This is a genomic window from Ruegeria sp. B32 (genome assembly GCF_025141855.1).
Taxonomy (GTDB): domain Bacteria; phylum Pseudomonadota; class Alphaproteobacteria; order Rhodobacterales; family Rhodobacteraceae; genus Ruegeria; species Ruegeria arenilitoris.
Map to the genome: position 1 here is coordinate 2,960,659 of NZ_CP081106.1, position 13,800 is coordinate 2,974,458.

The following is a 13,800-nucleotide window of genomic DNA, read 5'->3' on the forward strand; positions in this document are numbered from 1 at the left end:
TACCGCCGACCGGCGGCCGGATCAACTGCGGCCGAACAACCGTTCGATATCGCTCAGCTTCAGTTCCACATATGTCGGCCGCCCGTGGTTGCACTGGCCGGAATGGGGCGTCGCCTCCATCTCGCGCAGCAGGGCGTTCATCTCTTCGGCGCGCATCCGGCGGCCCGAGCGGACCGAGCCATGACAGGCCACCCGGCTGAGGATCGCCTCGATCCGCGCCTGCACCGTCTGGCTTTCGCCCTGATCGGCCAGCTCGTCCAGAATGTCCAGGATCATCGCCCGCGCGTTGACCTCGCCCAAAATGGCCGGGGTCTCGCGCACCGCCACCGCGCCGCCGCCGAAGGGCTCGATGGTCAGGCCCAGGCGCGACAGGTCGTCGGCCACCGCGAGCAGGCGGGCGCAGTCGCCCTCGGACAGTTCGACGATCTCGGGGATCAGCAGCGCCTGCGCGGCCACGCCGTTCTCGGCCATCTGTGTCTTGAGTTTCTCATAGACCAGCCGTTCATGCGCGGCGTGCTGGTCCACGATCACCATGCCGTCGGCGGTCTGGGCGATGATGTAGTTTTCATGCACCTGCCCGCGCGCGGCCCCCAGGGGTAGGTGCTCGGGCGGGGTCTGGTCGGGCTGCTCGGCTTCGGCCACGGGCTCGACCACGCTGCCGCTGTAGGCATTGGCCAGATCGGCAAAGCCGGGCGCCTGCGCTTGATAGGCCACGGCCCGCGCCGCGGGCAAGGGCCGGTCCATCTGATAGACCCGCGCGGGTATCGCGGGGGCCGGCTCGGGCCGCATCGCACCCAGCGTTGCGTTGGCCACGGTGGTCGAGGCGCGGTGCCCCGCCTCGGCCAGCGCGTGCCGCAGGCTCGAGACGATCAGCCCGCGCGCCACGCCGGGATCGCGAAACCGCACCTCGGATTTCGCGGGGTGCACGTTCACATCCACCAAGGTGGGCTCGCAGTCGATGAACAGCGCCGCCGCCGGGTGCCGGTCACGACTAAGGAAATCGAAATAGGCCGCCCGCAGCGCCCCGGTCAGCATCTTGTCGCGCACCGGTCGGCCGTTGACGAACAGGAATTGCGCCACCGCCGCGCCGCGCGAATAGGTCGGCAGCGCGGCATAGCCATACAGCCGGATCCCCTCGCGGGTGGCGTCGATCTGCAAGGCATTCTCGGCAAACTCGCGCCCCAGAATGCGGGCCAGCCGGGCGTGCAGCGCGTCGAACAGGTCTCCATTCTCACGGTCGGCGCGGAACACCACGCGCCCCTCGCCCCCGCCCGAGACATCGCGCAGGGTGAAGGTGATGGAGGGTTCCGCCATGGCCAGCCGCTTGACCTTGTCCGAGATCGCCTGCGCCTCGGCCCGGTCGGTGCGCATGAATTTCAGTCGCGCGGGCGTGGCATAGAACAGGTCGCGCAGCTCGACCACGGTGCCGGCGCGCAGGGCGGCGGGCTTCACCGGCTCCATCTTGCCGCCAGCCACGCGGATCTGGGCCGCCTCGGTCCCCGGCGCGCGGCTGGTGATGGTCAGACGCCCCACCGCGCCAAGCGAGGGCAGCGCCTCGCCCCGGAACCCGAAGGTGTGGATGTTGAGCAGGTCCGACCCGTCGATCTTGGAGGTCGCGTGGCGCGACAGGGCCAGCGGCAGATCCTCGGGCGCGATGCCGCACCCGTCGTCGGTGACGCGAATCAAGGTTTTGCCGCCGTCGGCGATGTCGATGGCGATCCGGGTCGCGCCTGCGTCGATCGCGTTTTCCACCAGTTCCTTGACGGCGGAAGCGGGGCGTTCGACCACTTCACCGGCCGCGATGCGGTTGATCGCGGCCTCGTCGAGTTGCCGGATTACTGGGCGATTTTCGCTGATATTGGGGTTTGCCTGCGCCATACCGCTAGACCTAGCACAATCGCACACGATTCTGCCACCGGTTTACGCTGCTTTGGTATAGGGGGTCGGATCGCCCGGCCAATCGAGATGCGCAACCCGAATTGGTTGCCAAAAGTTTCACGATTGCCCGGACGATCCGTGGTGAGTGGTGGTCATTAACTGTGTAATGGCGCGGTGTCTAACATGGTGCGTTGGACAAATCTGCTTAAGGTTCGCTTGCCCCGTTTGGTGGGCAAAGTTTGGCCGATCACCGACCGGAGCGGGTGGCGGGAACACGCCGGGTCAGCCCGGACCCGGCGCCGCAGCGCGCATCCGGCAGGGGCCAAACACGGCCGCGACAGCCAGAATCAGGCCGGACATTGTGGCGATCATCCCGGCCGCACTGACGGCGTCCGATCCGCCCAACCACAGCGGGCCATACCCAGCAAGAATATAGCCGGACACGGCGGACAGGATGGCGAAGACAACACTCCAGGCAATCTGGGTCTCAAGCCGGTCGGTCATCATCCGGGCGGCGGCCGGCGGGCAGATGAACATTGCGATCACGATGATCGAGCCGACGGCATCAAACGCGGCTACGGCCGCAATCGCCGCCGCAATCACCAGCGCCATTCCCAGCGCCCCGGTTCGAATTCCGATCGTCCGGGCAAAGCCTTCGTCGAATGTCGAGATCTTGAGCGGCCGCCAGAACAGCCAGACGAACAGGCTGACACCCACCAGGGTCAGGGCGATCCGAGCAAGCTCGGGCGGCAGGCCGGCCAGCGCAACCGGATCCAGCAGCGAGGACCAGCCGGTCGCGTCGAGCCAGATCAGGCTTTCCAGGCTGCCATAGAGTGCGTGCTCGACATCCAGATGAACGCTCGAGGTGTCGGTCTGTTCCAACAGCAGCACCCCTCCAGCAAACATAGTGGTGAATACGACGCCCATTGCGGCGCCCGGTTCTATCTGGCCCAACCTCCGGATGGTCTCGATCAGCACAACGGCGACAACCGCCGCGCCGGCGGCGCCCAGCATCATCGGCCAGGTCGAGATCGCGCCGGTGACGAGAAAGGCCACGACGATTCCGGGCAGAACCACATGACTGATTGCGTCGCCGATCAGTGCCTGTTTGCGGAGTACAAGGAAGTTTCCGGGCAATGCGCAGGCGATGGCTGCAAAGGTTCCGATCAGCAGCGGCGTCAAGGACAGGGGAACAAACTCTTCACCGCTCATGGGCGAACCTCCCGTGGTCCGCCGATGCGGCGGTCAATGTCGTCGATCTGGTCCCGGGTCAGAACGGTTTCGATGTCGCGTAACCCGTCATACAGGGCAGCGGCTGCCTCGTGCGCATTGTCGGCGCGTACGATTTCCCAGCGTTTCTCGTCGCGCAGCGCCTTGGCCGCCTGCGCTCTGCCCGCATCCGTAGCCACCCCGTCGGGCCGGGCCAGTCCAGCCCGACGCAGCAGGCGCAAAGTGTAGGACTCATAGATGTTCTGGCCTTGCGCAAGCGCCAGCAACCCCTGACGGATGTGAACCCGCCGCTGGAACCGCAGATGCCGCACGATCGCGGCCAACACGCCGCGCACCGGAGCAAGAAACAGAGATACAACAAAGAAGCCAAAGCTGAACAGGACGATGATCGGTCCGGTCGGCAAGTTGGGCGCTGAGGCGGACACCGCCGCACCCAGATAGCCCGACAACCCGCCGATGACCCCAGACAACAGCACCACATGGTCGGACCGGTCCGACCAGAACCGCGCCGTGACGGCGGGTATGATCAGCAAAGCCACGATCAGGATCAATCCGACGATCTTCAGCCCGACAACCGTGACCGCCATGACAAGCCCCATCATCGCAAGGTCGATGCGATGCACTGGCAGCCCCAAGGCGGCCGCGTATTCGGAATCGAACGCCACCATCATCATGGGGCGGCGGATGATCATGACGAGCAGCAGCGTTGCAGCGCCGCCGATCGCGATGATCAGAGCGTCGGACCACAGCATACCGGCCGTCGAGCCCAGCAAGAACCCCTCAAGCCCGGCCTGTCGGCCCACCCCCATGGTCTGGATGACTGTCAGCAGAACGATACCAAAGCCGAAGAATACCGACAGGACCGCCCCGATCGCCGCGTCCTCGGCCAGACGGGTGCGGCGGATCAGCCAGTTCATGCACAAAAGGCCCACGGCGGCCGAAATCGCGGAGCCGGACAGCAGTCCGATCAGGTTTCGCCCGGTTCCGCCCAGCGCCACCAGCACCATGAAGGCGATGCAGACGCCCGGAAGGGTCGCGTGGCTGATGGCGTCACTGACCAGCGCCCGCTTGCGCAGAAACAGGAAGGTGCCTGTCACGCCAGCCGAAAACCCAAGCAGCGTGGCGCCGATGGCAACCAAGGTGGCGTTGTACCCCAATTGCAGGGTCAGTGCGTCCCACAGCATGTGTCAGCCCGCAGTGCCCGAGATCTGGTTGATCTGGGCGGTGGCAAGCCGCCCCCCGTAGGCGGCCTGAAGAGTCTCGGCGGTAAAGGCCTGCTCCACCGGGCCCTCGGCGACCTTGCGGGTATTGATCAGGAACACGTGGTCGAAATAATCCGTGACCGTAGCAAGGTCATGGTGGACCACGACCACCGTCTTGCCGGCTTCCTTTAGGGATTTGAGGACCGAGATGATGGCTTTTTCGGTGGCGGCATCGACCCCGGCAAACGGTTCATCCAGCAGGTACAGATCGGCATCCTGAGCAAGTGCGCGCGCCAGAAACACCCGTTGCTGCTGACCACCCGAAAGCTGGCCGATCTGGCGATCCGCAAACTCATGCATCCCGACCCGATGCAGGCACTCCATCGCGTGGGCCATGTGTCGCATCCGGACCCGGCCCAGCAAGCCCAGTTCCCGCGACAGGCCCATCAGGACCACGTCGATGACCCGCGTCGGGAAATCCCAATCGACGCTGGCGCGCTGCGGAACATAGGCGATACGGGCCCGCTGCCGGTCTAACGCCTTGCCGAACACCAGCACCTGGCCCGACAGCGGCTTGACGATACCCAGCGCCGCCTTGAGCAGCGTCGATTTGCCAGCGCCGTTCGGTCCGATGATGGCCGTCATGGCCCCGGGTTGCACCGTCATGTCTACCGAGAAAATGGCCGGTTTCTGACCGTAGGATACCGTCATCCCCCGGATCACAAGCGGGCTGTCCTGCACCGTCAGGTCCCCGCTTGATGACGATTTGCCAGCCGCAAGCTCCAACATGGTCAGAACCCCGCCGACAGCTTGCCGGACATGCCGCGTTCGGGCACATCCGCACCCAGGCCCCGTGCAATGACCGTGATGTTGTGATCCAGCATCCCGATATAGGTGCCCTCGTAGGTGCCCGGCTCGCCCATGGCGTCCGAATACAACTCACCCCCGACCGAGACGGTATGACCCTTCGCCGCCGCACCCTCGATCAACGCCCGCATCGACCGATCCGAGACCGAGCTTTCAACGAAGACGGCGGTCAGGTTGCGCGCGACCAAAGTGTTGACCAATTCTCCGATCCGGTTCAGCCCCGCCTCGGACTGGGTCGAGATACCCTGTATCCCCAACACTTCGAACCCGAATTCCTCGCCGAAATAGGCAAAGGCGTCATGGGCGGTGACCAGCACCCGGTTGTCTTCGGGCACCTGGGTCAGCACCTTTTTCCCATAAGCGTCCAACTGGTCGATTTCAGCCAGAAAACGCTGGGCGTTGGCGGCGAAATAAGCGGCGGAGTCCGGCCGCACGTCGGTCAGCGCCTTTTGCACCTCGACCACGACGTCTTTCCACAAGACCGGGCTCATCCACACATGCGGATCGTATTTGTCGGCATAGTCGGCATGTGCACGCAGTTTAGACTTGTCGATGGCATCCGCCACGGCAACGACTTTGCGTTTGCGCCCGAGGTCGTGGAAGAAGTCTTCCATCTGCGCCTCAAGATACAAGCCGTGCCACAAGACCAGGTCGGCCCTTGTCGCGGCAACGATATCGCTGCGGGTCTGGCGATAGCCGTGCGGGTCGACTCCGGGACCCATCAGCCCTTTGACTTCGACCTGATCACCGCCGACCTGCTGCACGGCGTCCGCAATCATTCCGGTCGTCGCCACGACCTTCAGCGGCGCCTCGGCCCACGCCGCCAAGGGCAGCGCGGCACCAAGAGCAAGGGCAAAAAGAAAACTGCGGCGAATCATATGTGACCTCGTTCCGAGTACCAGTTGAGAATGAATATGCGAACCATTCGCAACTAAGTCAACCGTGTTGCGAATTACTCGCAAGAAAAAGCCGGATTTGTCCATTTGGTCAAAAAAGTGGCCAAAGGCGTCCAGTTTGCCTTTCCTTTGGCCGTTTCCCGTGCGATTTTGGCGCAAACCTCCCAAAGGACGTGACAATGGATACGCAGAGCTCAGAAAGCCCCGTGCGCACCGCGCATCTGCCGCAAGTGACCGAGCCCCGAAACCCCGGCATGGGTCTGGACCTCGACTGGGTGCGCGCCGTGCAGGCCAACACCTCGGCCATCGAGCGCCGCGCCGCGACCCTGCCCGGACGCCGGTCGGTCAAGAAAGAGCATCAGGCCGCCTGGCTGCTGAAGGCGATCACCATGATCGACCTGACCACCCTGTCGGGCGATGACACCGAGGGCCGCGTGCGCCGCCTGTGCGCCAAGGCCCGCCAGCCCGTGTCACCCGCCCTGCTGAGGGCGCTTGACATGCCGCCGATTACCACCGGCGCGGTCTGCGTCTATCACGACATGATCGAAACCGCGGTGGATGCGCTGACAGGCACCGGCATTCCGGTCGCAGCCGTGTCCACGGGCTTTCCGGCGGGCCTGTCGCCCTTTCACCTGCGCGTGGCCGAGATTGAGGAGAGCGTGAAGGCCGGGGCCGAGGAGATCGACATCGTGATCTCGCGCCGCCATGTGCTGCAGGACAACTGGCAGGCGCTGTATGACGAGATGAAGGCGTTCCGCGCAGCCTGCGGCGAGGCGCATGTAAAGGCCATCCTCGCCACCGGCGAGCTGGGCAGCCTGCGCAACGTGGCGCGTGCCTCGCTTATCTGCATGATGGCGGGGGCCGATTTCATCAAAACCTCGACCGGCAAGGAAAGCGTCAACGCCACCCTGCCCGTGTCGCTGGTCATGATCCGCGCGATCCGTGACTACTATGACCGCACCGGCTATCGTGTGGGCTACAAGCCCGCCGGCGGGATTTCCAAGGCCAAGGATGCGCTGGTCTACCTGTCGCTGATCAAGGACGAGCTGGGCGACCGCTGGCTGCAGCCCGACCTGTTCCGGTTCGGCGCGTCGTCCCTGCTGGGCGATATCGAGCGGCAGTTGGAACATTTCGTCACCGGGGCATACTCGGCCGGTTACCGGCACCCGATGGGCTGAGGACAGGAACAATGACAGTCAAAGAGATTTTCGAGACCATGGAATACGGACCCGCCCCGGAAAGTGCCGCCGAGGCCCTGGCATGGCTGGTCGATCAGGGCGACAAGTTCGGCCATTTCATCGACGGCGCCTTTACCAAGCCCGGCAAAGGATTTGAAAGCCGCAACCCGGCCACGGGCGAGGTTCTGGCCAAGCTGACCCAGGCCACGCAGGCCGATGTGGATGCCGCCGTCGCTGCCGCCCGCAAGGCGCAACCCAAATGGGAAAAGCTGGGCGGCCCGGCCCGCGCCCGCTACCTCTATGCCATCGCGCGGCTGATCCAGAAACACGCCCGCCTGTTCGCGGTGCTGGAGACGCTCGACAACGGCAAGCCGATCCGTGAATCGCGCGACATCGACATTCCTCTGGTGCAGCGGCATTTCTACTATCACGCGGGTATGGCCCAGCTGATGGAAACCGAGCTGCCCGACGCACAGGCGCTGGGGGTCTGCGGCCAGATCATCCCGTGGAACTTCCCGCTGCTGATGCTGGCGTGGAAGGTGGCCCCGGCGCTGGCCATGGGCAACACGGTGGTTCTGAAGCCCGCCGAATACACATCGCTGACGGCGCTGCTGTTCGCCGATATCTGCATGCAGGCCGGTCTGCCCAAAGGCGTGGTCAACATCGTCACCGGCGACGGCGCGGTGGGCGAGATGATCGTGAAGGCAGACGTGGACAAGATCGCCTTTACCGGCTCGACGATCGTGGGGCGCCGCATCCGCGAGGCCACCGCCGGGTCGGGCAAGGCCCTCACGCTCGAGCTGGGCGGCAAGTCGCCCTATATCGTCTTTGACGACGCCGATGTCGACAGTGCCATCGAAGGTCTGGTCGATGCGATCTGGTTCAACCAGGGCCAGGTCTGCTGCGCGGGCTCGCGCCTGCTGGTGCAGGAGGGCATCGCCGAGCGGTTCTATGCCAAGCTGCGCGCCCGCATGGACACGCTGCGCATCGGCAACCCGCTGGACAAATGCATCGACGTGGGCGCCGTGGTGGACCCGGTGCAGCTGCAGACCATCACCTCGATGGTCGAGGGCAACGCGGTAGGCCAGGTTTACCAGCCCGCCTGTGAGTTGCCATCGAATGGCTGCTACTACCCGCCGACGCTGATCACCGGACTCGAGACCTCGGACCCGCTGATGCAGGAGGAGATATTCGGCCCGGTTCTGGTCTCGTCGACCTTCCGTACCCCGGCCGAGGCGGTCGAGCTGGCCAACAACACCCGCTACGGACTGGCGGCCACGGTCTGGACCGAGAACGTCAACCTTGCGCTGGACATCGCGCCCAAGCTGGTCGCGGGCGTGGTCTGGGTCAATGCCACCAACCTGTTCGACGCGGCCGTGGGCTTTGGCGGCGTGCGCGAAAGCGGTTTTGGCCGCGAAGGTGGCTGGGAAGGGCTGAGTGCCTATACCAAGCCCAAGGGCAAGACCAAGCCGCTGGCGAAAATCGAACCCGTCGTGGGCGAAGGCGGCCCGGTTGACCCAATCGACCGTACCGCCAAGCTCTATGTCGGCGGCAAGCAGGCCCGGCCGGATGGCGGCTATTCCCGCGCGGTCTGGGGCAAGGCGGGGCTGTTGGGCCATGTGGGTCTGGCCAACCGCAAGGACGTGCGCAACGCGGTCGAGGCCGCGGCAGGCGCGGCGGGCTGGTCGAAAACAACCGGCCATCTGCGCGCGCAGATCCTGTATTACATCGGTGAGAACCTCTCGGCCCGCGCCGACGAGTTCGCGCATCGCATCGACGCGATGACCGGCCGCAAGGACGGTACGAAAGAGGTCGACGCCGCGATCCAGCGCCTGTTCACTGCAGCCGCCTGGGCCGACAAGTACGACGGCCAGGTGCATGGCGTTCCGATCCGGGGCGTGGCGATTGCGATGAAGGAACCGGTGGGCGTGATCGGCGCGCTTTGCGCTGACGAAGCGCCGCTGCTGGGTCTGGTCTCGGCCATGGCCCCGGCGATCGCGATGGGCAACCGGGTGGTTCTGGTGGCGTCCGAGCCCTATCCGCTGGCGGCGACCGATTTCTATCAGGTACTGGACACCTCGGACGTGCCCGCAGGCGTGGTCAACATCCTGACCGGCAGTCATGAGGAACTGGCCAAACCGCTGGCCTCGCATCTGAACGTGGATGCGGTCTGGTCCTTCTCGTCGTCGGACCTGTCAGCGCAGATCGAGGTCGTCTCGGCCGGGAACCTGAAACGGACCTGGGTCAATAACGCGACGGCAATCGATTGGGGCATGGACCACACCCGCCGCTTCCTGCAGGCTGCGACCGAGATCAAGAACATCTGGGTGCCCTACGGCGAGTAGGGCCCCTTCCAAAGCGGGAGGCTCTACATGGACTTTGCAGGAAAGACGGTCATCGTCATCGGCGGGACCAGCGGTATCAATCGGGGCATCGCCGAGGCCTTCGCGGCCTCGGGCGCCAAACTGGCCGTGGCCAGCCGCTCGCAGGAGAAGGTGGACGACACCATCGCCGCGCTGAAGGCAGCCGGCGCGGCCGAGACCATCGGCGCGGCCTTCGACGTGCGTGATGCCGAGGCGGTCGCCGCGGGGCTGGAACAGTTCCACGCGGCGCTCGGTGATTTCGACGTGCTGGTTTCGGGGGCGGCGGGCAACTTCCCGGCGCTGATGGCGGAGATGTCGGTCAACGCCTTCCGCACCGTGGTCGAGATCGACCTGATGGGTACTGTGCATGTGCTGAAAGGCGCCTATCCCTATCTGAAACGGCCCGGCGGCAACATCATCAACATTTCGGCCCCGCAATCTTACCTGCCCTACGAGGGCCAGGCCCATGTCTGCGCGGCCAAGGCGGGTGTCGATCAGATCACCCGCACCCTGTCGATGGAATGGGGCGTGGAAGGCATCCGGGTGAACTCGGTGGTGCCGGGTTTCATCGAGGGCACCGAGGGCGCCAAGCGTCTGGCCCCCACCCCCGACGCGGGCGAGCAGCTGCGCCGAGACGTGCCGCTGGGCCGCTGGGGCACGCCTCAGGACGTGGCCAACGCCTGTCTGTTCCTGGCCTCGGACATGGCCAGCTATGTCAGCGGTACGGTTCTGGCCGTGGACGGGGCGCTGTATCAGCGCGGCTCGGGTCAGTTCGGCCAGATGATGGGGCAGATGCTGCGCAGCATGAAAAAGGGGTGATCCGCGTCCGAAAGGCTTGGCCGGCCTTGCCGAACACAGGCAGGGCCGTGGCCGCTTGGCAAACCGCCCCTACTGCAACTGCAGGATATCCGGGATGCAGAGCTTTCTTTGTGCCGGCATCTGGTCTGCACCATCCGACCGCTTCAGCCTTTTCGGACCATCCTTGACTTTGACCTTGGGCTCAGCGAGCGCGCCCCTCAGGGTCACTGGCCACGGGCTGCGCGCAAGTGGCTCGCCAATCTTTCTTGGCTGGATGTTCAGGTCCAACACCTTGTCCGTCAGGTCGACAGCGCCAAAGACAACGACCTGAACATGATCTGTTTCCAGCGTCGTCTGTTTCGTCTCAATTTTTCCGTTGGAAATGCTGATCGGAGCGCGCAGGCACACGATTGGCGCCACTTTCTGTTTTTCTTTGGTAAATACCCACGGAAGAATACCCAGCCCGGCTAGATCCAGAAGCTGGGTTTCGATCGAACCGTCGCGAATTGAAACCGTGGCATTGCCACTCATGCTGCCGACGAATTGCTTGACGGTATCCGTGCCCCCCGTAACCGAGAAATCTGCGTACACCGTGCCGCTGGCGCCTTTCTTGAAGTTCAGGTTTTGCAGAAGGTCATCCAACTGCCATCCGCCCGCCTTTCCGGTCAGGGTCAGCAGATGCGCCTCATTCGAAAGATCCATTTGCCCGCTGACGTCGAAATGACCACCTCCGTATTCAAACTTCAGAGGTCCGGCCCGTAGCTCGTTTTCGTCCAGAGTCAGTTCGCTCTGCAGGCTGCTGATGCCCTTGGCACCCTCAATGTGACGCAGGTCTATGTCGACATCTACATTCACACCCGACAGCAAAATGGCCCGCCCGATGGGTTTGAGGGTCACATCCCTCAACGGACCTGTGTCACCGTCGCCTTGCTCGGCATCTTCCTGCTCCGGCGGTGAACCACCTATCTTGCGCAGTTGGGCGGCCGCCTGAACGATGGTCCGGATTTGATCGATTTTTATCAGATCGCTCTCGATCGACCCCTGCAGCACGGGATCGCTTGTTGCGTCATCAAGATCCGCCGCGATTTTCAAGACCGACTCGGAAACCTCGACATTGGCGTTGGCATTCCAATCGGTGCCTTCACTTACCAGGTCGATTTCAAGATGGGCCCGACCGGTGTCCACCGGCTCCAGCGACAAGGCCTTCAGAAGATCTGCGCCCGACGGAACATCCACGTCGATTGCCAGATCCAGATTCTCGAACTTGAGGACATTTTCTACGGACCCGTGCACCTCCAGGTTCCAGACCTCGGTTTCGCTTGTCTGACCATCCAGATTGGTCAAAGCAAGTTGTTCGATGTTTCCGTTCAAATGAAAGTTTCCCGAAAACCTGCCCAGCTGGTCATCGGGGCCCAGAAGTTCGGGCGAGATCAGACTGCTTGCCGGAATATCAATCAAACCCTCGGCGGATACGCCCTGCAACTGCAACGCATCCTCGACCGAACCGGTCAGAATGATAAACGGATCGGCGGGGTTTCCGATCCTCAAATTGATGTTGCCCACGCTCAGGGCGCCTTCGGGCGTTCTGGCAAGCTCGGAGAATTTGATCGGCGGCGGGCCCTCACCAGAGGTGTCCAGCGTGAAACCGTTCGTCTTGATGACCATCTGCCGTTGCGGGACCTGTCCCGGGACACTGTCGATGACCATATCCACAGCAATAAGCTTGAGGTCATACCGCGAGGCAGCCGGAGCCGGCTCGGCATCCTCAGGATACAGGCGAATGCGGGTCGTCAGAGAAACATCTTCCGGATTGCCCAATTTCCCGATTTGTCCGGTGACGGAAAGGCTTTGGCCACCATCCAGCTCGGCCAGAACAGACAGGTCATCAACCCGTGCGACGCCGTCTGCCAGTTTGAATGTTGCACCAACATTGCCCGAACCCTCCAACACGCGGTTGAGTTTCAAGACATCGAGCAGTTGACCCAACTGATCGACCTCGAGGGTCGCCTTGACCTGAAGGCCGGTCTCCACAGGAATCTGTTGGGCTTCGACCGAAATCTGATCAAAGTTCCATGCCACTTGGAACGGGTCCTGGGGCGGGAACGTGCCCTTCAAGTCAAAACTCTGACCGTTGAGCGACCCCGTTCCGACCGCCGAGGCAACATCGGTTTCGGCATCGCGCTGCAAAACCAGTTCTGGAAGCTGCAAGTCCAGTCCAATGCCGTTCAGGTCGTTCTGATAGAGTACGGTGACATCCTTGAGGTCGATTGTGCGATCCGTCAGGATACCGGCCAAAGGTTGGGTCGGGCGTTCCGCAGTCTTGTCGGTTTCGACCCCGGCGCGCGAAAAGGACTGCCAGTTGGTCACGCCTTCTTCGTCTTTGATCAAGTTCAGATGAACCCCCGACACTGAAAGATTGCTCACCGACAGCTTGCTGTTCCACAGGTCCCGTGCAGATACGTCGAACTCGATCTGATCAATCGCTGCCAGATCCGCCTCGGTCTTGGGCGTCGCGGGCAGAACCAGTCCAGCTGCTGATACCTGCAACTGACGGCCAAGGCCCAAACGCACCTCATCCTCAATCAAGACCGGCTGACCCAGCTTTTTTGAGATCAGGTTCTCAACGAAACTGGTCCGCACCGACGAAAACAAAGCGGACGACAGAAACAACCACGCCGCGGAAAAAACCACAAGCGCGACCGCGCAACAGATCAAGACACCTTTGACAATTATTCGCACGTTATCCCTCAGCGTCCCGATTCAGCATGTGATTACCCTAGAGCATTTATCCATCATGTTAATGGAATACATGTTTCGCGCGCCTTCCGAGGCCACGAGATCACCGTTGCCCGGGCCAACTCACCCTTTGGATTCACACAATCATCCAATTACTGCTATACGTGAATTCTTTTGCGAATGAGGGCATGATGAATTCACTAACCAGAATAACGCGTGGGATAGGTGTCGCTTTCAAGGACGGCAGAGTGAAAGGCATACTCGCCTTCACCGTCGGAATGATCCTTTGGGCGTCCGTGTTCTACCATTTTGTCGAGGGGTGGAGCTGGTTGGACTCCGTCTATTTTTCCGTAGTGACGATCTCGACCGTGGGTTTTGGCGACTTTTCTCCTGAAACCGCTGCGGGCAAGATCTTTACGATGGCGTACATAATCGTGGGTCTGGGTATCTTTGTCACCGCCGCCACGACCGTGGCCGACACGATCCTGTCCCAAGAGGATGAGACCTCGTAAAAATAGGCTCTGGCAAGGTGAGCAGCCGCGTGCTTTGCGCCCCACGATCCGCTTGCAAATTGGGGGCTGAGTCAACCACCGCACTGCCGGGCATCCCCTAAATGCTCAAAAAATATACATATTTGCTTTTTTGAGTGTAA

General features: G+C 62.8%; 10 protein-coding genes. 4 read left to right on the top strand and 6 right to left on the bottom strand.

The features are described from left to right. Positions 1-21 precede the first annotated feature (21 nt). From mutL to K3752_RS15045, 5 genes are all read right to left on the bottom strand, one after another. Positions 22-1,878 (bottom strand): DNA mismatch repair endonuclease MutL, encoded by a 1,857-nt coding sequence (gene mutL, locus K3752_RS15025; RefSeq protein ID WP_260063667.1) that lies wholly within the window; start codon positions 1,876-1,878, stop codon positions 22-24. Positions 1,879-2,160: 282 nt separating this feature from the next. Beyond that, positions 2,161-3,090 carry a metal ABC transporter permease gene (locus tag K3752_RS15030; RefSeq protein WP_170342049.1) on the bottom strand — a complete coding sequence of 310 codons (930 nt, stop codon included), beginning with the start codon at positions 3,088-3,090 and terminating at the stop codon, positions 2,161-2,163. Further along, entirely contained in the window at positions 3,087-4,292 is a 1,206-nt protein-coding gene (locus K3752_RS15035; RefSeq protein WP_260063668.1) for a metal ABC transporter permease, read from the bottom strand. The genes K3752_RS15030 and K3752_RS15035 overlap by 4 nt, the downstream gene beginning before the upstream one ends. 3 nt (positions 4,293-4,295) lie before the next feature. Beyond that, a complete protein-coding gene (locus tag K3752_RS15040) occupies positions 4,296-5,099 on the bottom strand; it encodes a metal ABC transporter ATP-binding protein (RefSeq protein WP_311201678.1) in 804 nt (267 codons plus the stop codon). A gap of 2 nt (positions 5,100-5,101) precedes the next feature. Then, entirely contained in the window at positions 5,102-6,055 is a 954-nt protein-coding gene (locus K3752_RS15045) for a metal ABC transporter solute-binding protein, Zn/Mn family (protein ID WP_260063669.1), read from the bottom strand. A gap of 197 nt (positions 6,056-6,252) precedes the next feature. Here K3752_RS15045 and deoC point away from each other — a divergent pair, with 197 nt between their 5' ends. From deoC to K3752_RS15060, 3 genes are read left to right on the top strand one after another with little or no spacing between them, the layout of a single operon-like run. Further along, entirely contained in the window at positions 6,253-7,251 is a 999-nt protein-coding gene (gene deoC, locus K3752_RS15050) for a deoxyribose-phosphate aldolase (RefSeq protein WP_260063670.1), read from the top strand. A gap of 11 nt (positions 7,252-7,262) precedes the next feature. Then, complete coding sequence (locus K3752_RS15055) at positions 7,263-9,596, top strand: aldehyde dehydrogenase family protein (protein ID WP_260063671.1); 2,334 nt, start codon at positions 7,263-7,265, stop codon at positions 9,594-9,596. Between the two features lie 27 nt (positions 9,597-9,623). Further along, positions 9,624-10,433, top strand: a complete 810-nt coding sequence (locus K3752_RS15060; protein ID WP_170419938.1) for an SDR family oxidoreductase — start codon at positions 9,624-9,626, stop codon at positions 10,431-10,433. Positions 10,434-10,502: 69 nt separating this feature from the next. Here the strand turns inward: K3752_RS15060 and K3752_RS15065 are convergent, their stop codons facing one another. Further along, the gene (locus K3752_RS15065; protein ID WP_260063672.1) at positions 10,503-13,052 is read right to left on the bottom strand and encodes an AsmA family protein; all 2,550 of its coding nucleotides are present in this window, start codon (positions 13,050-13,052) and stop codon (positions 10,503-10,505) included. 344 nt (positions 13,053-13,396) lie between these two features. On the opposite strand from K3752_RS15065, the gene K3752_RS15070 reads away from it, so the two are divergent. Then, the gene (locus K3752_RS15070; RefSeq protein ID WP_260063673.1) at positions 13,397-13,660 is read left to right on the top strand and encodes a potassium channel family protein; all 264 of its coding nucleotides are present in this window, start codon (positions 13,397-13,399) and stop codon (positions 13,658-13,660) included. Positions 13,661-13,800: the final 140 nt, after the last annotated feature.

Bases quoted from the DNA above. Each gene is read 5' to 3' on its own strand.
- K3752_RS15035 (WP_260063668.1), bottom strand. From the start codon at position 4,292: ATGCTGTGGGACGCACTGACCCTGCAATTGGGGTACAACGCCACCTTG.
- mutL (WP_260063667.1), bottom strand. From the start codon at position 1,878: ATGGCGCAGGCAAACCCCAATATCAGCGAAAATCGCCCAGTAATCCGG.
- K3752_RS15060 (WP_170419938.1), top strand. From the start codon at position 9,624: ATGGACTTTGCAGGAAAGACGGTCATCGTCATCGGCGGGACCAGCGGT.
- K3752_RS15040 (WP_311201678.1), bottom strand. From the start codon at position 5,099: ATGTTGGAGCTTGCGGCTGGCAAATCGTCATCAAGCGGGGACCTGACG.
- deoC (WP_260063670.1), top strand. From the start codon at position 6,253: ATGGATACGCAGAGCTCAGAAAGCCCCGTGCGCACCGCGCATCTGCCG.
- K3752_RS15030 (WP_170342049.1), bottom strand. From the start codon at position 3,090: ATGAGCGGTGAAGAGTTTGTTCCCCTGTCCTTGACGCCGCTGCTGATC.
- K3752_RS15045 (WP_260063669.1), bottom strand. From the start codon at position 6,055: ATGATTCGCCGCAGTTTTCTTTTTGCCCTTGCTCTTGGTGCCGCGCTG.
- K3752_RS15055 (WP_260063671.1), top strand. From the start codon at position 7,263: ATGACAGTCAAAGAGATTTTCGAGACCATGGAATACGGACCCGCCCCG.